Below are 18,558 nucleotides of genomic sequence, written 5' to 3'. Positions count from 1 at the left end.
GCTTCAATGAATGCGCTTCCAATTTATTTTAGTAGATTTTTTAATTTTCAATAAGAAAATGAACGTTTCTTATCATATAAAAGAGGGCCGGACTAAAGCTATTAGTCGCAGCCCTCATAGCTGTTGGTAGACGGTTTCTTAGGTAAGATTATACTTTTGGAATGTAGAGGTTTCCAAGAGTTGCAGCCATAACCGCTTTAATTGTGTGCATACGGTTTTCTGCTTGGTCAAAATGACGAGCATATTTGCTGCGGAAGACTTCGTCTGTTACTTCCATTTCCTCTACGCCGAATTTTTCAGCGACATCTTTACCGTAAACAGTATTTGTATCGTGGAATGCTGGTAAGCAGTGCAAGAAAATCAAGTTTTCGTTATCAGCTTTCTTCACCAAATCCATGTTAACTTGGTAAGGTTTAAGGAGGGCAACGCGTTCTGCAAACTTGTCTTCTTCGCCCATAGATACCCAAACGTCTGTGTAAAGAACATCAGCACCTTTAACTGCTTCGTCAGCATCTTCAGTGATGAGGATACGTGCGCCGCTTTCTTTCGCAAAGCCTTCTGCCAATTCAACGATTTCTTTTTCTGGGAAGAGTTCTTTTGGTGAGAAGATGTGAACGTTGACGCCAAGGATAGCTCCAGTTACCAGCAAGCTGTTGGCAACGTTGTTACGTCCATCACCACAGTATACCAATGTCAAGCCTTCCAGACGGCCAAAGTTTTCTTGAACAGTCAAGTAGTCAGCCAACATTTGAGTTGGATGCCATTCGTCTGTCAGACCATTCCATACTGGAACACCTGAGAATTCTGCCAATTCTTCTACCATGCGTTGGCTGAAACCGCGGAATTCAATCCCGTCAAACATACGGCCCAAAACTTTAGCAGTATCTTCTGTAGATTCTTTCTTGCCAAGCTGGATATCGTTAGCACCAAGGTATTCTGGATGTGCCCCTAGGTCAATGGCTGCTGTTGTAAAAGCTGCCCGAGTACGAGTAGATGTTTTTTCAAACAAGAGAGCGATATTCTTACCAGCAAGATAGTGGTGTTGAATATTGCGTTTTTTCAAATCTTTCAAGTGAGCTGAAAGACCGATAAGGTATTCTAACTCAGCACGGCTAAAGTCTTTTTCTGCTAAGAAGCTACGTCCTTGGAATACTGAATGTGTCATTCTATTATTTCCTCTTTCTATTCTTTGAGTATCAGTAAAATACTGGATTCCTAAATTTCTTCACGTTCAAATGGCATAGACATACAGCGTGGTCCACCACGACCTCGAACCAATTCACTTCCGCGGATCTTGATCAAACGCAAGCCGTATTCTTCCAAAATCTTGTTTGTAACGGTATTGCGGTCATACACCACTACCACACCAGGTGCGATAGTCAAGGTGTTAGAACCGTCATTCCACTGCTCACGCGCAGCAGCTACGATATTGCCACCGCCACAGCGAATCAGATGAACTTTTTCCACACCAAGGTTTTCTGCCAATATTTCTGCCAAATCACCTTTTTCTTCAACAATCTTAAGTTTGTCATCAACATAAGTCACAGAGTAAACGCGAAGATCACCTTCGATTTCTGGGTGAATCGTGAACTTGTCATAGTCAACCATAGTGAAGACAGTGTCCAAGTGCATGAACTTACGGTTGTTAGCAAATTCAAAAGCCAAAACTTTCTTGAAGCCAACATTTTTCTTGAAGATATTGACCAAGAGTTTTTCGATAGAAGCTGCGTCTGTACGTTGTGAAATACCAACCGCCAGCACATTTTTTGAAAGTACCAACTCGTCCCCACCTTCGATGCGTGTATCCTCTTCACGGTTGTAAACAAGTTCAACATTTCCACCGTATACTGGGTGATGTTTGAAGATGTATTTACCGTAGAGAGTTTCACGATTACGAGTATCTGCATACATGTGGTTGAGCGATACAGCATTACCAATTGTAGCAAATGGGTCACGTGTGAAGTAGAGGTTTGGCATTGGATCAATAGCGAATGGATAATCAGATTCCACCAAGTCCGTCAAGCCTTTTGCTTCTTCAGGAATTTCTGGCAATTCAACTTTTTGAACCCCTGCCATCGTTTTTTCAACCAACTCTCGGTTATCTTTGATACCACGGAGCAGTTCGCGAATAGCTTTCTTGGTTTCACGGCCGCGAATATTGGCTTCTTCCAGATATTCTTCGATGAATTGCTCACGGATTTCTGGAGAAGTCAGTGACTCAGCAGCTAGCTGCTCAAGATAGAGCACCTCAACTCCTTCATTGCGAAGCGCTTGAGCAAAGTTATCATGTTCTTTTTGTGCATCTTCCAAGAAAGGAATATCATCAAAAAGAAGACGTTCCAAATAGTCCGGCTGCAAGTTTTCTAACTCCTTGCCAGGACGGTGCAACATAACTTTTTTCAGTTTTCCAATTTCTGAGAAAACACGAATTGGATGTGTAGACATCTACTATCCTCCTTTTTCTTTGCGGTTTAGGTTTTTCTAATCCCGTTTACATGTACTATTCTAGCATTTAATGCTACCGCTTTCAAGAAAAAGCCAACATTACAAATGCCAAATCCTTTGCTTTTTTCTATTTTTATTTTTATAATATTCTTCTTTAAAGCGTTTTCTTTGAATATTTTACATATTATATTATTTTTGTGAATATTTATTTTTTAAAATAAAATCAATACACGGTTAATATTAGAATATTTTGAATTTATTAAGCAAAAAAGAAGCCAATCAGAACCGATTAGCTTCCAGCAAGGTATTTCATGAAATACTCTTTCTCTTTAAAAGTTAATTTTTTATGTTGGTATTCAATCCGACCTTCATCTAAGAGCTTTTTCAGAACTTGATTGACCGTTTCCCGAGTTGTGGCTCCTAGCTTAGCCAGTTCTTTCATGCTGATAGGAAAGGGCAGGCTATCTCCTACCTTGCACAAATCCATGCAGAGCAGAGACAAGGACTGAACCACACGCTCGCTGGCACTGGCTGCTACGACATTGCGCAAACGAAGTTCCTGAAATTCCAGAATTTGCGACAGCCGCTTGGTAATAAACAAAAGCTGATCCACACTCTTCTTTGAATAGTCTTCAAACAAATCAATAGGAATGGAGAAATATTCGACATTGGTGACAGCGCTGGCTGTGTAATGATAGCACTCATCAAAAAACATACCTCCATAGGGGAAAACACTGTTTTTCTTGACATAATCCATATAAGAAAATGTGTCTGTCGAATCATATTGCTCAATCCGAACATAGCCTTGAGACAAGAGAAAAAGACGCTCTCGTCGGTCTCCTGCAAAAAAGATAATTTGCCCTTTTGGAATCTTGCGATACTGAATCTCCACTGCTAATTTATCGAAAAGCTCCACTGGCAGATTGACAAAGGCAGGGTGCTGCCGGATAAATTGATAATGCTCCTTGGTAATCATGATAACCCTTTTATTTGATACTTGATACCATTATAGCATAAATCCGCTTACAAATAGAAAATGCTGACTATAAAAGCAATAAATCCTAACAAAACAAAGAGGTATGCCCATTTTCTATTCATGGGCTCTCTGTCAGCCTGTACTTTTTTGGGCAAGTAATTGCCTACAATTATGAAAACCAAAGCAACCACCATTGCTGCTGTTTTACGGATATCAAATTCCTCATTTAACCCCCGATAAATGGTAGCTAGATACAGCGAAACAAAGGTAAAAGGAAATATCCAGCGAATAAGGTGCTTAAAGGTTCTATTTAAGATATCTTTGGCAATGGTTATCCAGTAAATCATAACTTCTAGCAGCATCATGACAATTGGAAAAGCCGAAACTACTAAAAACTTAGGTAAAAAAGCATTTCCTTTTCCAGATAAGTCAAAGTGAATAGCCAAGTTTTCTGGTAATGTTTGATAGACCCAGATGGAATATAAAACTGGCAAGAGCATGACGCCAAGCGCCCAACCTAATTCTTGTAAACTATTTTTTTTCATTTTCGTTTCCTCCTCCAAGAGATTGAAACCAGGCAAGAATTTCTTCAAAAACAGTGACATCTAAGCTGTAATAAATATAGTTCTTCTGCTTTTCTTCTATGAGCAGACCAGCTTTCTTTAGCTGAGAGAGGTGGTAGGATACCGTCGCAGGGGTCAGCTCAAAAGCTTGAGCAATCTCCCCAGCAGACTTCGGACCATGCTTGAGCATTTCCAGAATCCCCCTTCGAACTGGGTCAGCTAGAGCTTTAAGTGTTTGACTGATCCCCATGATTAGACCTTTCTTTCAGGTAAACTTTCAAGATTTTCTTGGTCAGAAAGACTAGTGCCACTACTTCTACCAAGAGCAAAGCTTCAACTGCAAGCGGCGGAAGAACACCTACCTGAGCCAGAGCAGGCGCTAAGTCAATCAGGGCATGAAGTCCTAGAGCGGCTAAAAAATACACTGGAGCCTTCTCCTTGACCGCCTTCCAAACCCAGAAAGTCAGCAAGATTTGGATGAGAATAGCCAAGATCCGCTCAAGAGCCAAAAGATAGATGCTGCCAGCGCTCATAGAGCGGACATTGTCAATAACTGCTTGAGGAATTTGAGCCAGCGTCTGAGCATTCCCCTGAGTCACTACTTGAGCTATAACCCAAAAGTTTAAGAGACTGACAATACCAACAAACAGAGCCTCAATAGCACCATGCCCCAAGCCATAGGCTATACCATCCCTAAAGGTCAGTGGGCGCTTCTTCTGCAGCCAGTAAAAGATGACCCAGCGGGCTGTTTCTTCAAAAATAGCTGCCGCAGCAATAGCATAAAGAACGTATAGCCAAGGATTTTCCGTCCGCAAAGCGATAGTCCCATCAGCCTGAGGTTGTAAGACGATACGGTGCAAGATATTTTCCAGAACCTGACTAGACAGATAAAAGCCAACTCCCCCTAAAAAGAAGACTAATAGAGAAATGTGCTTGGTCTTTTTAAAATAAACCAAAGGAACAAGGACTGCTCCTAAAATAAGCAGCATAGCAATCAAGATATGAATGGAAATCATCGTTTTTTCTCCTGAACTGTTTAGATTTTTTTCTAAATAGATTATACATCTTTCTTTTCTTTCTGTCAAATCTATTTTGATTTTTTTCTAAATAGTATTCTATCTAAAAATCATCAAGCTTTACTGCAATAAAAAAACAAAAATACGCCCAGATTTTCACCTAAAGCATATTTTTTTGATTTCTATTAGATTAGTTCATATTAACCCGATGCCATTCATTGATGACGTAGGCTAACTGACCAACTTGCTCAATTCCGACACCACTGATCTCATCACTGGCCTCGGTGCTACCACCTAAATAAGCCGTATAGAGAGCTATAATATAGGGCTTCTCTTCCATAACTAATGCATCCACATTGAGCGCCTCACGAACATATCCAGGCTTTTGATAGATGGTAATGTCACGTAGATAGCGCTTATAGTATTCACCTGGGAAGGATTCGCCTATATAATAAAGGATATCCTTGTACTTTTCCTGATTTTTAGACAAATACTCAAGGACCTGAATATAGTAGTCCGTCGTGGTCTTATTATTCTCACGGCTGATCGTCTTAATATCAGCCTTGGACTGACCGTAGCGACTAAACATATCATAGGCCTTTTCCATGCCGCCTAGACGCTCTGCTAAAGCGTAGGCTGGAGTATTTTCAGAATAAACCAAGGAATATTCCTGCATGTCTGATATTCTCATAGCACCATTGAAAGCACCAACATAGTTATCATGCTCGCCCCTATATTCATAGTTTGTATTGGTAATATCAAACCGCTCGTCCATAGAAAGTTTGCCGGCAGCAACCTCATCTACTACCAGCATATTGAGAGGGAGCTTGTAGGTCGATCCCGCAGTCATAGGCTGGGTATCATTCATGGCAAAGGTCTTGCCAGTCGTCAAATCCTTATATGAAAATGCAACCTGGGAGGGTTCAATTCCCATTTCGGTCATATAAGCCTGAATGACCTGAGTCAAATCCAAATTTGCATAGTCAAATCGCAGCCCCAAGGCATCCATAGTCGGCCCATCCGCCTCCATGACCTTCTGCTTTTCCTCTAGACTTTTCTCAACAGGCTTTGGCTTTTCTTCAACTGGTTTGGAATCAGGCTTGACTTTCTCTTCTTCCTGTTCTTGCTCGCCAGACTTTGCAAGTTGGGCAGCCTCTTGTGCTTTCTTTTCAATAGCCTTATTTCGTTGGGTTATAAAAAGGAAGATGAAGCCCAGCAGACAAAGACAAGAAAGGACAGCTACGATAATCGTTACAATTTTTTTACTCAAAACATTTCTCCTAGCATTTGTATTATAAAAAATTATGAGGAAAATAACAAGTGAAATCCAGAAAAAAGGCATTTTAAGCATTAAAAAAGGCAAATCTTTAATCGATTCGCCTTTTTATATATTGAAACTGCCTGTTTATTTCGCAGCAGCGTAAAGTTGGTCAACCTTTTTCCAGTTAATAACTGAGAAGAAAGCTTGAATGTAGTTCGGACGAAGATTGCGGTATTTCACATAGTAAGCATGTTCCCAAACATCCAGTCCCAAGATTGGAGTTTTACCTTCTGAAATAGGAGTATCCTGATTTGCTGTTGAAGTTACTTCCAACTTGCCTTCTTTGTTGACAACCAACCAAGCCCAGCCAGAACCAAAACGAGTTGTAGCCGCTGCAGTGAAAGATGCTTTAAAGTCTTCAAATGATCCAAAAGTAGCTTCGATATCCGCTGCCAACTCTGCAGATGGTGATGTTTCTGCTGGTGTCATCAATTCCCAGAAAAGAGCGTGGTTAAGATGACCACCACCGTTGTTGATGACTGCTTGACGGATATCAGCTGGGATAGACTCCACATCAGCCAATAATTTTTCCAAGTCTTCACCAATTTCAGGATGTTTTTCAAGCGCAGCATTAACATTCGTTACATAGGTATTGTGGTGCTTGTCATGATGCAAGTGCATTGTTTCTTCATCAATGTAAGGCTCTAACGCATCGTAAGCGTAAGGAAGATCAGGTAAGATAATTGCCATTTGATAGACCTCTTTTTCTATATGATTATAAAAATGATAACGCAATCATTAGAATTTTTCAACTATTTTGCTTGTAAGTCACCCGTCGCAATCTTGAGCAGAGCCAAATCAAACAGGTAATCTTTATCATACAGCCCCGACTTAATCTGGTAATCCGTTTCAATCAGACAGGCCATGGTCCTTTTAAGAAAGGCTAAACTCAGTGAGCGAGCATCCTTTAAGGCAAACTTGACTTGATAAGGATTGACCTTGCGGCCTAGATAATCGGACAAATCAGACACAATCTGACTCTCAGCTCTGCCATTTTCTGCTAAAACTTTAACCTGCGTAAAGATACGAAACTGCCCCAGCATAATGGCAATAAGCTTGATTTCATCCTCACCTTGAAGAGTCAAATCTCGTACCAAACTTCTGGCCTCATCAATCTTCTGCTGCAAAATCAGCTGGGTCAGGTCAAAAATATTGTCCTGAAGAGTCTTGGGAATGGCCTCGGCAATGTCTTCTAAACCAATCTGACCAGACTCTTTATAACCTTTCAGAAAGGCTAAATTTTTACTAACTTCACTGAACTGAAAACCTGATTTCAGCAGCAACTGATCGAAAGCTGTCGGAGCAAATTGTAATCCTTCTGCCTGCGCTTCCTTGCTGAAATAAGCCCTTAGATCTGCTTCCTTGAGTTCTGCAGCCTCAAAAATTTTCCCATCCCGTTTCAGCAGTTTGACCAGACGGCGCTTGCTATCCAATTTGCCTTCTGCAAAGATAACCAGACGAGTTGTATCCGCTGGATTTTCCAGATAATTTTCGAAAGATTTGAGTTCTTCATCAGTCAGATAGCGCTTCTTGGCTGTTGTCAAATCAGCAAAATGGTCCAAAATCACGATTTTTTCATCCGCAAAAAAAGGCAGACTGACCAAGTCCAATTCCACATCCTGGTAGTTTGCTTCTTTCATATCGAAAATAGCTGTGTTCAAATCACCCGGTTGAAACTGAATCTGGCGGAGAAACTGCTCCTTCAACAACTCAAACTGTCCCAAGTCATCCCCAGCCAAAATGGTCAAAGCAGGAAGATTGCTTGGCGTGATTTTTTTAATTTCCTCAATAGCTAACACCGAAAGTCTCCCCTGCTTTATATTTCTTGTCAATTTTTTTCATGTATTGATTGTAACAAAAAAGAGTCGGAAAGTCTGTTATTTTCTTTGCAAACAAAATCTAATTTTTGAATAGATCTGCTATATAAATAGAAACTGTTACTAGCTTCATTTTTCTTTGTTCTAAAAAACTATCAATGTCCAGTTCTGTTCAAGATTTTCTACGAGCGATAGAACAAAAAGAGCTGGAAAAATTCCAACTCTTCTTTGTTTATTCTTGGTTTTCAGTTGCATCCTCTACACTGTTTTCAGCTGGTGTAGAAGCTTGCTCCTCTTGAACTGATGAAACAAAAGGATTATCCTGAACAGGTGCTTGAGTTCCAAAATCCTGAGGTGTTGACTGCTCAGGTGTTTCAGCAGTAAATGGATTTTGAACTGGTTCTGCTTGCTCCACTGCCTGGCCTTGATCAGAAACAGGTTGTTGTGGCTGTTGACCAAACTGCTGGTCTTGGAAACCACCTTGCTGTGGCTGTTGGCCAAATGGTTGGTTTTGGACTGGTTGTTGTGGCTGTTGTCCAAACTGCTGGTCTTGGAAACCACCTTGTTGCGGCTGTTGGCCAAATGGTTGGTTTTGGACAGGTTGTTGTGACTGACCAAACTGCTGGCCTTGGAAACCACCTTGTTGTGGTTGTTGGCCAAATGGTTGATTTTGAACAGGTTGTTGTGGTTGTTGACCAAATGATTGGTTTTGGACTGGTTGCTGTGGTTGTTGACCAAATTGCTGACCTTGGAAACCACCTTGCTGTGACTGTTGGCCAAACTGTTGATTTTGAACAGGTTGTTGTGACTGACCAAACTGTTGTCCTTGGAAACCACCTTGTTGCGGTTGACCAAACTGTTGGCCTTGGAAGTTTTGCTGACCATATGAATTTCCAACCATTTCAGGCTTAGATCCTTGACAAAGCAAAACAATCAAAGCAATACTACATGGAAGAGATACTATTCCTGCAATAATATTTAGAACTGGAATAAATGATAGTAAAAAAGGACCAACATACAAGAAAAGAAATGCCCAATGATAACCAGCATCACGTAAACGACGGACAATGATAGCTAAATTAGGTACAAAAGTTGCCAGAGCATAGAGAATTAAGATGAAAATAAAGATTACAGCGAATCCTGCTCCAGCCAAGATTGCTGATGGATCTGATTCATATCCATAAGTTGAGTCTTGAACTGCTGCTGAAAGAATACTTCCAAAAGCAGATGCCCAAAAAATGATAAATAGCGGTGCAGTAACAATAACATGGCATAAAACTACCCACCAATAGTCTGACCGGCTAGACCGGCTTGAAAAATCAGCATAGTGTGTCCAGAATTTTTTATATGCAGCAAACATAAAATTCTCCTCTATAATTTTTTATACCCATTATCTTATCACAAATGCATAAATAAATCAATATGACTTCCTGACTGAAGCTAAATGGACATGAGAAAAAGTATCAGTTGGCATCTTCAGTCTAGATATCAGCGAACCGTTTCAATCCTCCAGGAATTCCAACCAATCAAACGAATGGCCCCTTGCTGGTCAGTTCGATAGATGGCTGTATTAAACTTCTCAAATCTTTGCAAAGTTTCCTGATGCGGATGTTGATAACGATTATTCTGGCCAGCTGATATCAAGGCCAGCTTCGGCTGAATTTGCTCTAAAAACTCTGGACTGGAAGAGCCTTTGGAACCATGGTGACCCGCTTTTAAGACATCCGCTTTCAGCTGAGGGAAGCGCTGCAGCAGTTCGGTTTCTCCTTGTCTTTCCAAATCACCTGTAAACAAAAATTTTGTCTGAAAGAACTCCCCATAGAGTACAATCGAATCATCATTTCCACCGTCGCCTGTCCCACTAGGATAGAGAACCTGCAAAGCTGAGTCAAATACTGGAATCTCATCGCCCACTTCGACGACATGGACAGAAGTTTCTATCTGCTCCAATTTTTGAACAAAATCAGGCTGAGTCAGACTTCCTTTAGAAACATAGATTTCCTTGATAGAAAGATGCTTGGCCACCTCCAGCATATCTCCCATGTGGTCGGTATCGGTATGAGTCAGGACCAATACATCCAGACTAGCAACACCACGGCTTTTGAGATAGGGGATTAAGGTCTTTTCTGCATTGGATGAAGTCTGTCGCTCCTGCCAAGCCTCCTTTTTTCCTATCACAACTCGTCCTCCTACGTCAATCAAAATCGTCCTGCCCTGCCAGTCCCTGAGAAAAATGCTATCACCTTGACCAATATCCACCACTGTAATCTCATTTTGCAGCGGATGCTTTGTTAGAAAAAATAAGAGAAGAGTAAGTAAACTAAAAGATAAAAGCCAGCTTTTCTTTCTCCGAAAGTCATAGATTAAAGCCAAAACCAAAAGCAGAGCGATCAGTAACCAGAGGTTGGGCTTTCCAAAAATCAAAGGGCGCGGAGCAAAATCAGCTACCCAACGAATCACATCTTCGAGTAAGTCAAAGAAAAAATTGACTTGAGTGATTTTTACAAGTGGTGACAAAATAAAAATGAGGGTTAAGCCTGGCAGCATCAGCAGGTCAAAGAGTAGTGAAAATAGAAAAGTTAAAATCACGGACCAGGGCTGAAATTCAGAAAAATAGTAGATTAGTATAGGCAAAATCCCCAATGAAATAGTCAGACTTTCCGTTAAAAGTTTCCGAATCGGCGGCAACTTTTCAAAATCCATCATAGAAATCAAAAAAGCATAAGCGCAGGACAAGACACCGCCTGCTGTCAGAAGAAAATTGGGCATGATGATAAAGAGAATCATCAGTGTCAGGGCAAAATTATCCAGTCTGGTCAGTCCTTGCTGAGCCAATAGCTTTTGAACTAAGCTTCTAACGACAGAAACAGAAAAGCCTGTCAGTCCAGCGTAGATAAATGAAAAAGGCAGCTGCAAAGCATTTACTGTCTCCCTCTTCATCCCCAAACGTAGAAGAATTCTGCGAAAACCATCCAAAAAGAAACCTACCTGCATACCAGACAAGGCAAACAAATGGATGATACCCAAGCTAGAATACAGGTCACTCATTTCCGCAAACTCCGTATCTAAGTCACCAAACAAGAGTCCTGTCATGTAATGGCTCATTGGACTAGGAAAATTACTTCGAATATAGACCAGCGCTTTTCTGCGCCAGACAGACAGCCAATCCAGTGGATTCAGGCTGGAAATTGGTCTTAGTGACTGAATCTTATTGATTTTTAAGGTACGGTAAATTCCCTGACTCTTTAAATAAGCCTGATAGTCAAAGCCCGAAAAATTTCGTTGTTGCTGGGCATGTTCAAACTCTCCTTCAATATCAAGTACGACCAAATCTGTCAAATGCTGAAAAGCTTTCTTTTCACTGGCTGATTTGATCTTGTAGAAGACCTGATAAAGCCGACCGTCCGTTCGCCCTCGAAAGGATAGGGAATCTCCATTGACTTTGATCGTATCCGGCAAGACCTGAACCGAGCTAGCTGAAGGAGGTTCCTGCCTAAAGGCCTGCTCTGCCATTTCCCGACGAAGCAAGAAAAAGAGGACAAAAAGGGACAGGAATGCCAAAGCAGCTAGACTTTTTTTGAGGGGATAGCTGAAAAAGAGACGAAGCAAAAGGACACCCAGCCCTAAATAAGCCAAGGAACTGCCAGAATAGACTGCAAAATAGGCCCATACAAGGATGAAAGCTAGAAAGATAGGGGTGAGGGGTAGCTTTTTAATCCACTGTGACATATTCTTTCAGCTTTTCTAAGGTCTTATCTCCAATCCCTGACACTTTTTTCAGATCATCTACTGACTTGAAGCGGCCATTGCTTTCGCGATAGGCGATGATGTCTGAAGCCCGCTTCTGTCCGATGCCTGAAATAGTCTGCAATTCAGCCTCTGTCGCCGTATTTAGATTGACCTTGTCTGGCTTTCCACTACTGGCACCAACAGAATCAGAAGATCCTGCTTGATGCTGGCCAGTCTGTGTGACATCAGCTCCTTCTTCACCAATCTTTGCAACATAGATTACTGCTTCATCCGTTAATTTTTGTGCCTGATTAATGGACTTAGCCTCGGCGTCTGCTGTCAATCCGCCAGCTTTTTGGATGGCTTCATGGACTCTCGCTCCTGCTCTCAGCTCATAGACACCAGGATTCTTAACTGCGCCTTTAATATCCACAGTGACTTGCTCGCTCTCCTCTTCGTCCGACTTAGCCTTAGAAACAATCCTTTCGCTTTCTTCATCAGCTGAGCTGGATGAGGAAGTTAGCTCTTGGCTCAAGGCGGCTACCTGATTTTGTGGCTGGTGATTTCCTTTGATGAGGAAAAAGCCACCTAGCATAGCGCCAACTACTGCCAGACCGACAAAGAGCTTGTATTCTTTCAGCTTTTCAATGATTTCTTCAAGCATATTTTTCTCCTTTGTCTTTTTATTCGTAAAAGATTGCAAAAAAATAAAACAAGCCGAGAATATTTTCAGCTTGTCATATTTTAAAATCTTTATTTTGCAAGAAGTGGTATAGATAGAAGGGTCATTGATGAAAATAGGAGCTATAATATCAATCTACTTTTCTTATCCTGTATATCCAAGCTTCTAACTTTTGAGCTCTGCTATGCAAAAAAGCAAGATTTGCCAAAAGAAAAGCCATCACTAGCACGCTTAGAATCAGAAGCAGCGGCCAAGAAACTGACTGCTGACATAGATAAAGGATGAAGACTAAGATGAGTATAGGAAAAGTCGTCAAAGCTGTGAAGCCGCCCGGTACCCAGCGACGAAAGCGAAACACTTGCATGATATGGCCCAGCAGATGGAGAGTATGACAGAAGCCAATAGCCAGAGCCAGCTCGGGAATGCGAAATAGAATCGCAAGCAGCAAGAGTATAAAAGCCAGCAGAAATTCCTCCGCAATCATCAGAGCAATGCTTTCAGCAGAAAGATAACTTCCTCTTCTAGCAATGAACATCTCCTTTTGATAGCCTTGATGGTCTTGATTCTGAGAAATCCAAGGCCGAACCAGGATAATCTCATCAAACTCGTGCAGCATAAACAGTGATAAGGTTACAAAAGATAAAAAAGCAAGAGACATAGCATCCTCCTTATAAAACATACCTACATTATAACTCACTCACATACAAAAATCAGCTCCCAAGCAAGATTGCTCAGGAAGCTGATTAGTATCTTATTTTCTATGCTTATCTGGATCCCAGACAAAGCTAGCAAAAAAGCTGAAAATGATGGTCAAAATTCCAATCAAAATAGCAGGAATAAAGACAAAGGCACGTAAAATCCGTAAGAAGATATTGCCTTTCTTTTGTGTCTGGTAAGGGGCCACTTCAGCATCCAGACGATCAAACTCAGCATGAATACGGCGAGCTACTTCCTCAACTCCCTCATCGTTCATCTTCTTAATGTCTGAAATATCAATTGGATTACCAAAATTCATGTCCACACGCTCCCCAGCCGCCAAGCCTTTAAGGCTCATGGGACCAGCATAGACTACTGGCATGATACGAACTTTAGCCATCTTAGCGATCACTGCCACTCCTCCCTTGACATCCGTAGAATGGCGACTGCCGCTTGGGAACATAATCAGGGAACGATTGCTCTTTTTCAGCATATTGACAGGGTATTTGATAGCTGACGGACCAGGATTTTCCCGGTCAATAGGAAAGGCACCACACATGCGAATCCACCAGCCGAACACCCGATTTTCAAAAAGCTGTTTCTTGGCCATGAAAATGAACTGCTTGGGCTTGGTCGCAAAAGCCATGTAAACTGGATCCCACCATGTCCGGTGAGGGGCAACCAAGATATAATTTTCATCTTTTGAAGGAATCTTTTCTTTATTGTGGTAATGTGCATTGCCGTTCAAGGTCCACAGGATAAAAATCACTAAACCTCGCAAATAAGTATAAAACATAAACTCTCCTTATTTCAAACCAAAATTATACTTGAAATTTATTACATCCTTTCCCATTATACCCTATCCCATTATAGTCTGCAATATTTTTCCAAACTTTGGCTGTAACAGCTGATTCTGATAGCCATTTCCATAAAAAAATGGTATCATTAATCTCATGAACAAGAAAGAATTAATCGGTTTAAACCAAACCCAAGTAGATGAAAAAATTTCGCAGGGCTTGACCAACGATTTTACAAGTGACACCAGTACTAGTAACTGGCAAATCGTTAAGCGGAATGTTTTCACCCTTTTTAATGCCCTTAACTTTGTTATTGCTGTAGCCTTGGTCTCTGTCCAAGCCTGGAGCAATCTAGTCTTCTTCGCAGTAATCAGCTTTAACGCCGTCACTGGTATTATTACGGAACTGCGAGCCAAACGCATGATTGACAAGCTCAATCTGGTCAGCCGAGAGCTGGTCACAGTCATCCGCGAAGGCCAGGAAGTCAAGATTCAGCCAGAAGAAATTGTACTGGGCGATCTGATCAAGCTGTCAGCTGGTGAGCAAATTCCCAGTGATGCCCGTGTGGTAGAGGGGGTTGCCGAGGCCAATGAAGCCATGCTGACAGGGGAGAGCGACTTGGTTCTCAAGGAAGAAGGCGCTGAGCTGCTGTCTGGTAGCTTTCTGGCTAGTGGGCAGATTTATGCTGAGGTACACCATGTCGGCGCGGACAACTATGCCAACAAGCTCATGACTGAGGCTAAAACACTCAAGCCTATCAACTCGCGCATTCTATACAATCTTGCGAAAATTTCCCGCTTTACTGGAAAAATCATCATTCCTTTCGGATTGGCTCTCTTCTTTGAAGCCCTAATGATAAAGGGACTGCCTGTCAAAAACTCTGTCATTACCAGCTCGACAGCCCTTTTGGGTATGCTACCTAAGGGAATCGCCCTGCTGACAGTCACGTCACTTCTGACAGCTGTCATCAAGCTAGGTATGCGCAAGGTTCTTGTTCAGGAAATGTATTCTGTTGAAACTCTGGCTCGGGTGGATACTCTCTGTCTAGACAAGACCGGTACAATTACCCAAGGTAAGATGACAGTTGAAGCCTTGCATAGCCTGTCAAATAAGTTTTCTGATGAGACAGTCGGTCAAATCTTAGCAGCCTACATTCAAACCAGCGAGGATAATAACCCAACAGCCCAAGCTATTCGCAAGGGCTACGGCCATCTGGACCATGCCTATACTAGCGACAATGTCATCCCATTTTCTAGTGACCGAAAATGGGGCGCTATGCATTTATCCAGTGTCGGAACTATCTTTTTGGGGGCACCAGAAATGCTGCTGGACAGCAATCCTGCAGCGGTTGGAGAGGCTCAAAATCGCGGATCGCGGGTTTTGGTACTAGCTCACAGCGACCAAGTGCTAGACAAACACAGTATCCAACTGCCTGAAGATATGACCGCTCTGGCTGTCCTGGAAATCACTGACCCTATTCGTGAGGGAGCAGCCGAGACACTGGACTACCTGCGCTCTCAGGATGTTGATCTGAAAATCATCTCCGGTGACAATCCTGTGACCGTTTCCCATATTGCGAGCCAGGCTGGATTTGCCAACTACGACAGCTACATCGACTGCTCTAAAATCAGCGATCAAGAACTGGTTGAGCAAGCAGAAGAAACAGCCATCTTCGGTCGTGTTTCTCCTCATCAGAAGAAGCTGCTCATCCAGACTCTTAAAGCCGCTGGTCGGACAACAGCCATGACGGGAGATGGGGTTAATGATATCTTAGCCTTGCGTGAAGCAGACTGCTCCATCGTCATGGCGGAGGGCGACCCCGCAACTCGGCAAATTGCCAACTTAGTTCTTCTTAACTCCGACTTTAACGATGTCCCTGAGATTCTTTTTGAAGGCCGCCGGGTCGTTAACAATATCGGCCGGATTGCTCCGATTTTCTTCATCAAGACCATCTATTCCTTTATCCTAGCTATCATCTGTATCGCCAGTATCCTGCTCGGAAAACCTGAATACCTCTTGATTTTCCCATTCATCCCGATTCAAATCACCTTGATTGACCAGTTTGTCGAAGGTTTCCCACCCTTTGTCCTCACCTTTGAGCGCAATATTAAGCCGGTTGAAAAGCACTTCCTCAAACGCTCCCTGCAGCTGGCTCTGCCAAGCTCCCTCATGATTGTCTTCAGCGTGCTATTTGTCCGCATCTGGGGCAGCAGCCATGGCTGGAGCGACATAGAAATGTCCACCCTGACCTACTACTTGCTAGGCAGCATCAGCTTCTTGTCAGTCATTCGGGCCTGCCTGCCACTCAACCTATGGCGCAGCCTGCTTATTATCTTCTCTGTCTTTGGCTTCTATCTATCAGCCTTTGTCCTGCAGCACCTTTTGGAAATTGCAACGCTGACAGCCGCAACTTTGCCAGTCTATCTGATTCTCATGGTTGTTTTCGGGCTTGTCTTTGTTGCCTGCACCATCAAGCAGAAATACAGATTTGATTAAGAGCTAGCTAAAAAAGAATTAGCATTTAAGCTCATGGAAACATGCGAGAACCCTCGCATGTTTTTTTGATTGTGCAAAAACTTCCCATATCCCTTTGGAATCCTTGCTAAATCATGCTATAATTGACTTATGAACGAAGCAAAACTAAAAGACGGAGAACGCGTCAACCAGCTCTTTTCGACGGATGTCAAGATTATTCAAAATAGTGAGGTCTTCAGCTATTCGGTAGACAGCGTGCTGCTTTCCCGCTTTCCCAAGCTGCCCCAGCGGGGTCTAATCGTTGATCTCTGTGCTGGAAATGGCGCCGTTGGACTTTTTGCCAGCACTCGCACCAAGGCTCAGATTCTCGCAGTCGAGATCCAGGAACGTCTGGCTGATATGGCTGAGCGCTCCATCGAGCTCAATGATTTGACTAAGCAAATGCAGGTTATTCAGGACGATCTGAAAAACCTAGGGCGCTATATCACTGGCAGCAAGGTTGATATGATTCTCTGCAATCCTCCATATTTCAAGGTTGATAAGCAATCCAATCTAAACGAAAGCCAGCACTACCTTTTAGCCCGCCATGAAATCTCAACAAATCTGGAAGAGATTTGCAAGATTGCCCAGCGAGTCCTCAAATCCAATGGTCGGTTGGCTATGGTTCATCGACCAGAACGCTTTTTAGATATTTTAGATACCATGCAAGCCCACAATCTGGCTCCCAAGCGCATCCAGTTTGTCTATCCAAAGCTGGGTAAAGAGGCCAATATGCTGCTTATCGAAGCTATTAAAGATGGTTCCCGCGACGGTCTAAAAATCCTGCCCCCTCTTTTTATTCACAATCAGGACGGCAGCTACACTTCGGAGATTCACGAGATTTACTATGGAAAATAAAGCCTATATGTACGTGCTTGAATGCGGAGATGGCTCCCTCTACACCGGCTACACAACGGATGTCCAAGCCCGACTCAAAAAACATCAAGCCGGCAGAGGCGCCAAGTACACTCGTGCTCGGCTGCCAGTCTCCTTACTTTACCAAGAAGAACACCCTAGCAAGCCGTCTGCCATGTCGGCTGAAGCACTTTTTAAAAAGAAAACTAGACAAGCCAAACTGGCTTACATCAAAGAAAGGACTCAAAATGCCTGAAATCCAGTTTAAAGGCGACTTTCATCATATCGAAATTTCCCCAGACAGCCAGCTCGATATCGGTCAAGATGTCATCTTCCAATCTTTTACCAGCCTCAATGTAGCCAGTGGCGCACAACTCAAGCTAGGAACCCGAGTTTTCTTTAACGACCATTGTACTGTCCGCTGTCAGCACTCTATCGAAATCGGCAAGGACACCATGTTTGGTGATGGCGTCCGTATTTTTGACCACAATCATCAGTATTCTAATTACCATATCGAGAAGATTGATTATAGTGTTGCGCCAGTCAAGATTGGAGCTAACTGCTGGATTGGGGCCAATACTGTGATTCTCAAAGGTGTGACCATTGGTGATAATGTCATCATTGGAGCCAACAGCTTGATTTTCCAAGATATTCCCAGCAACTCTATCGCTATGAGCAAGGAAGAGCTTATCATCAAGGAGCGTCCACAGGGCAATTTCCATGCCTTTACGCTGACGGCTTCTGATACTTTGGAACAACTGGCCTATTTAGCAGAAAATCTGCCAGAATTAGAATTTCACATAGCTGCTAAGACCAATATTTCTCCTTACTTAGCCAGCTTTAATGACTATCCCAATATCAACCTCTACACCAATATTCACCAGGATGACTTTATTGAAGACTTGCTCGATAGGGCGGATATTTACTTGGATATCAATCACTGGGGAGAAGTCGACCAGATTGTTCAAAGAGCTATCAGCAAGGGGAAGCCAGTTTTGGCTTTCAGCCAAACTGCCCACCAGCCTGAAGAAAATACTTTACTTTTCGAATCGGACCAACCCCAGCAAATGGCTGATGAAATACGAAAATTAATGCAAGAAAAGTCTAGGACATAAAGGTCCTAGACTTTCTTTTGCAGTCGATATGC

Annotated in this window: 18 protein-coding genes; 4 read left to right on the top strand and 14 right to left on the bottom strand. The window is 42.5% G+C overall.

Going from position 1 to position 18,558, the window contains the following annotated elements; translation table 11 throughout:
• Positions 1-148: 148 nt before the first annotated feature.
• The 14 genes from argF to HMPREF1150_RS04555 form a co-directional block, all read right to left on the bottom strand.
• Positions 149-1,165, bottom strand: a complete 1,017-nt coding sequence (gene argF / locus HMPREF1150_RS04500; protein ID WP_002900826.1) for an ornithine carbamoyltransferase — start codon at positions 1,163-1,165, stop codon at positions 149-151.
• A 50-nt stretch (positions 1,166-1,215) separates the two neighbouring features.
• On the bottom strand, positions 1,216-2,445 hold the full coding sequence (gene arcA / locus HMPREF1150_RS04505) for an arginine deiminase (RefSeq protein ID WP_009659937.1): 1,230 nt from the start codon (positions 2,443-2,445) through the stop codon (positions 1,216-1,218).
• A 289-nt stretch (positions 2,446-2,734) separates the two neighbouring features.
• Positions 2,735-3,421: a Crp/Fnr family transcriptional regulator gene (locus HMPREF1150_RS04510; RefSeq protein WP_009659907.1), complete on the bottom strand. Its 687-nt coding sequence runs from the start codon at positions 3,419-3,421 to the stop codon at positions 2,735-2,737.
• Between the two features lie 47 nt (positions 3,422-3,468).
• Positions 3,469-3,966 carry a DUF1648 domain-containing protein gene (locus tag HMPREF1150_RS04515; protein ID WP_009659858.1) on the bottom strand — a complete coding sequence of 166 codons (498 nt, stop codon included), beginning with the start codon at positions 3,964-3,966 and terminating at the stop codon, positions 3,469-3,471.
• A complete protein-coding gene (locus HMPREF1150_RS0111235; RefSeq protein WP_032905516.1) occupies positions 3,953-4,234 on the bottom strand; it encodes an autorepressor SdpR family transcription factor in 282 nt (93 codons plus the stop codon). The genes HMPREF1150_RS04515 and HMPREF1150_RS0111235 overlap by 14 nt, the downstream gene beginning before the upstream one ends.
• Positions 4,212-5,000, bottom strand: coding sequence for a YhfC family glutamic-type intramembrane protease (locus tag HMPREF1150_RS04520; protein ID WP_009659927.1), 789 nt, complete (start codon positions 4,998-5,000; stop codon positions 4,212-4,214). The genes HMPREF1150_RS0111235 and HMPREF1150_RS04520 overlap by 23 nt, the downstream gene beginning before the upstream one ends.
• 190 nt (positions 5,001-5,190) lie before the next feature.
• On the bottom strand, positions 5,191-6,270 hold the full coding sequence (locus HMPREF1150_RS04525; RefSeq protein ID WP_009659969.1) for a serine hydrolase: 1,080 nt from the start codon (positions 6,268-6,270) through the stop codon (positions 5,191-5,193).
• A gap of 135 nt (positions 6,271-6,405) precedes the next feature.
• The gene (sodA, locus tag HMPREF1150_RS04530) at positions 6,406-7,011 is read right to left on the bottom strand and encodes a superoxide dismutase SodA (RefSeq protein ID WP_009659917.1); all 606 of its coding nucleotides are present in this window, start codon (positions 7,009-7,011) and stop codon (positions 6,406-6,408) included.
• A gap of 62 nt (positions 7,012-7,073) precedes the next feature.
• Positions 7,074-8,120, bottom strand: a complete 1,047-nt coding sequence (gene holA / locus HMPREF1150_RS04535) for a DNA polymerase III subunit delta (RefSeq protein ID WP_009659843.1) — start codon at positions 8,118-8,120, stop codon at positions 7,074-7,076.
• Between the two features lie 250 nt (positions 8,121-8,370).
• Positions 8,371-9,498 (bottom strand): DUF805 domain-containing protein, encoded by a 1,128-nt coding sequence (locus HMPREF1150_RS11745; protein WP_009659857.1) that lies wholly within the window; start codon positions 9,496-9,498, stop codon positions 8,371-8,373.
• Positions 9,499-9,626: 128 nt separating this feature from the next.
• Positions 9,627-11,867: a DNA internalization-related competence protein ComEC/Rec2 gene (locus HMPREF1150_RS04540; protein ID WP_009659931.1), complete on the bottom strand. Its 2,241-nt coding sequence runs from the start codon at positions 11,865-11,867 to the stop codon at positions 9,627-9,629.
• The gene (locus HMPREF1150_RS04545) at positions 11,851-12,531 is read right to left on the bottom strand and encodes a helix-hairpin-helix domain-containing protein (protein WP_009659850.1); all 681 of its coding nucleotides are present in this window, start codon (positions 12,529-12,531) and stop codon (positions 11,851-11,853) included. Before HMPREF1150_RS04545 ends, HMPREF1150_RS04540 begins: the two co-directional genes overlap by 17 nt.
• A gap of 148 nt (positions 12,532-12,679) precedes the next feature.
• A complete protein-coding gene (locus HMPREF1150_RS04550) occupies positions 12,680-13,228 on the bottom strand; it encodes an HXXEE domain-containing protein (protein WP_032905510.1) in 549 nt (182 codons plus the stop codon).
• A 72-nt stretch (positions 13,229-13,300) separates the two neighbouring features.
• Positions 13,301-14,041: a 1-acyl-sn-glycerol-3-phosphate acyltransferase gene (locus tag HMPREF1150_RS04555; protein WP_002897977.1), complete on the bottom strand. Its 741-nt coding sequence runs from the start codon at positions 14,039-14,041 to the stop codon at positions 13,301-13,303.
• Between the two features lie 157 nt (positions 14,042-14,198).
• Here HMPREF1150_RS04555 and HMPREF1150_RS04560 point away from each other — a divergent pair, with 157 nt between their 5' ends.
• From HMPREF1150_RS04560 to HMPREF1150_RS04575, 4 genes are all read left to right on the top strand, one after another.
• Complete coding sequence (locus tag HMPREF1150_RS04560) at positions 14,199-16,538, top strand: cation-translocating P-type ATPase (RefSeq protein ID WP_009659899.1); 2,340 nt, start codon at positions 14,199-14,201, stop codon at positions 16,536-16,538.
• Positions 16,539-16,667: 129 nt separating this feature from the next.
• The gene (locus tag HMPREF1150_RS04565) at positions 16,668-17,414 is read left to right on the top strand and encodes a tRNA1(Val) (adenine(37)-N6)-methyltransferase (protein ID WP_009659945.1); all 747 of its coding nucleotides are present in this window, start codon (positions 16,668-16,670) and stop codon (positions 17,412-17,414) included.
• Positions 17,404-17,667 (top strand): GIY-YIG nuclease family protein, encoded by a 264-nt coding sequence (locus tag HMPREF1150_RS04570; protein ID WP_009659939.1) that lies wholly within the window; start codon positions 17,404-17,406, stop codon positions 17,665-17,667. The genes HMPREF1150_RS04565 and HMPREF1150_RS04570 overlap by 11 nt, the downstream gene beginning before the upstream one ends.
• Positions 17,660-18,526, top strand: coding sequence for a DapH/DapD/GlmU-related protein (locus HMPREF1150_RS04575; protein ID WP_009659898.1), 867 nt, complete (start codon positions 17,660-17,662; stop codon positions 18,524-18,526). Before HMPREF1150_RS04570 ends, HMPREF1150_RS04575 begins: the two co-directional genes overlap by 8 nt.
• The last annotated feature ends 32 nt before the right edge of the window (positions 18,527-18,558 follow it).

It is taken from the genome of Streptococcus sp. AS14 (genome assembly GCF_000286495.1).
GTDB classification, from domain to species: domain Bacteria; phylum Bacillota; class Bacilli; order Lactobacillales; family Streptococcaceae; genus Streptococcus; species Streptococcus sanguinis_P.
This window is presented reverse-complemented; position numbering and strand designations above follow the sequence as displayed.

Excerpts from the sequence above, each read along its gene's own strand:
- HMPREF1150_RS04565 (WP_009659945.1), top strand. The coding sequence starts at position 16,668 with ATGAACGAAGCAAAACTAAAAGACGGAGAACGCGTCAACCAGCTCTTT.
- HMPREF1150_RS04540 (WP_009659931.1), bottom strand. The coding sequence starts at position 11,867 with ATGTCACAGTGGATTAAAAAGCTACCCCTCACCCCTATCTTTCTAGCT.
- HMPREF1150_RS04550 (WP_032905510.1), bottom strand. The coding sequence starts at position 13,228 with ATGTTTTATAAGGAGGATGCTATGTCTCTTGCTTTTTTATCTTTTGTA.
- HMPREF1150_RS04575 (WP_009659898.1), top strand. The coding sequence starts at position 17,660 with ATGCCTGAAATCCAGTTTAAAGGCGACTTTCATCATATCGAAATTTCC.
- HMPREF1150_RS11745 (WP_009659857.1), bottom strand. The coding sequence starts at position 9,498 with ATGTTTGCTGCATATAAAAAATTCTGGACACACTATGCTGATTTTTCA.
- HMPREF1150_RS04560 (WP_009659899.1), top strand. The coding sequence starts at position 14,199 with ATGAACAAGAAAGAATTAATCGGTTTAAACCAAACCCAAGTAGATGAA.
- HMPREF1150_RS04510 (WP_009659907.1), bottom strand. The coding sequence starts at position 3,421 with ATGATTACCAAGGAGCATTATCAATTTATCCGGCAGCACCCTGCCTTT.
- sodA (WP_009659917.1), bottom strand. The coding sequence starts at position 7,011 with ATGGCAATTATCTTACCTGATCTTCCTTACGCTTACGATGCGTTAGAG.
- argF (WP_002900826.1), bottom strand. The coding sequence starts at position 1,165 with ATGACACATTCAGTATTCCAAGGACGTAGCTTCTTAGCAGAAAAAGAC.
- HMPREF1150_RS04520 (WP_009659927.1), bottom strand. The coding sequence starts at position 5,000 with ATGATTTCCATTCATATCTTGATTGCTATGCTGCTTATTTTAGGAGCA.
- HMPREF1150_RS04555 (WP_002897977.1), bottom strand. The coding sequence starts at position 14,041 with ATGTTTTATACTTATTTGCGAGGTTTAGTGATTTTTATCCTGTGGACC.
- HMPREF1150_RS04545 (WP_009659850.1), bottom strand. The coding sequence starts at position 12,531 with ATGCTTGAAGAAATCATTGAAAAGCTGAAAGAATACAAGCTCTTTGTC.
- arcA (WP_009659937.1), bottom strand. The coding sequence starts at position 2,445 with ATGTCTACACATCCAATTCGTGTTTTCTCAGAAATTGGAAAACTGAAA.
- HMPREF1150_RS0111235 (WP_032905516.1), bottom strand. The coding sequence starts at position 4,234 with ATGGGGATCAGTCAAACACTTAAAGCTCTAGCTGACCCAGTTCGAAGG.
- HMPREF1150_RS04570 (WP_009659939.1), top strand. The coding sequence starts at position 17,404 with ATGGAAAATAAAGCCTATATGTACGTGCTTGAATGCGGAGATGGCTCC.
- HMPREF1150_RS04515 (WP_009659858.1), bottom strand. The coding sequence starts at position 3,966 with ATGAAAAAAAATAGTTTACAAGAATTAGGTTGGGCGCTTGGCGTCATG.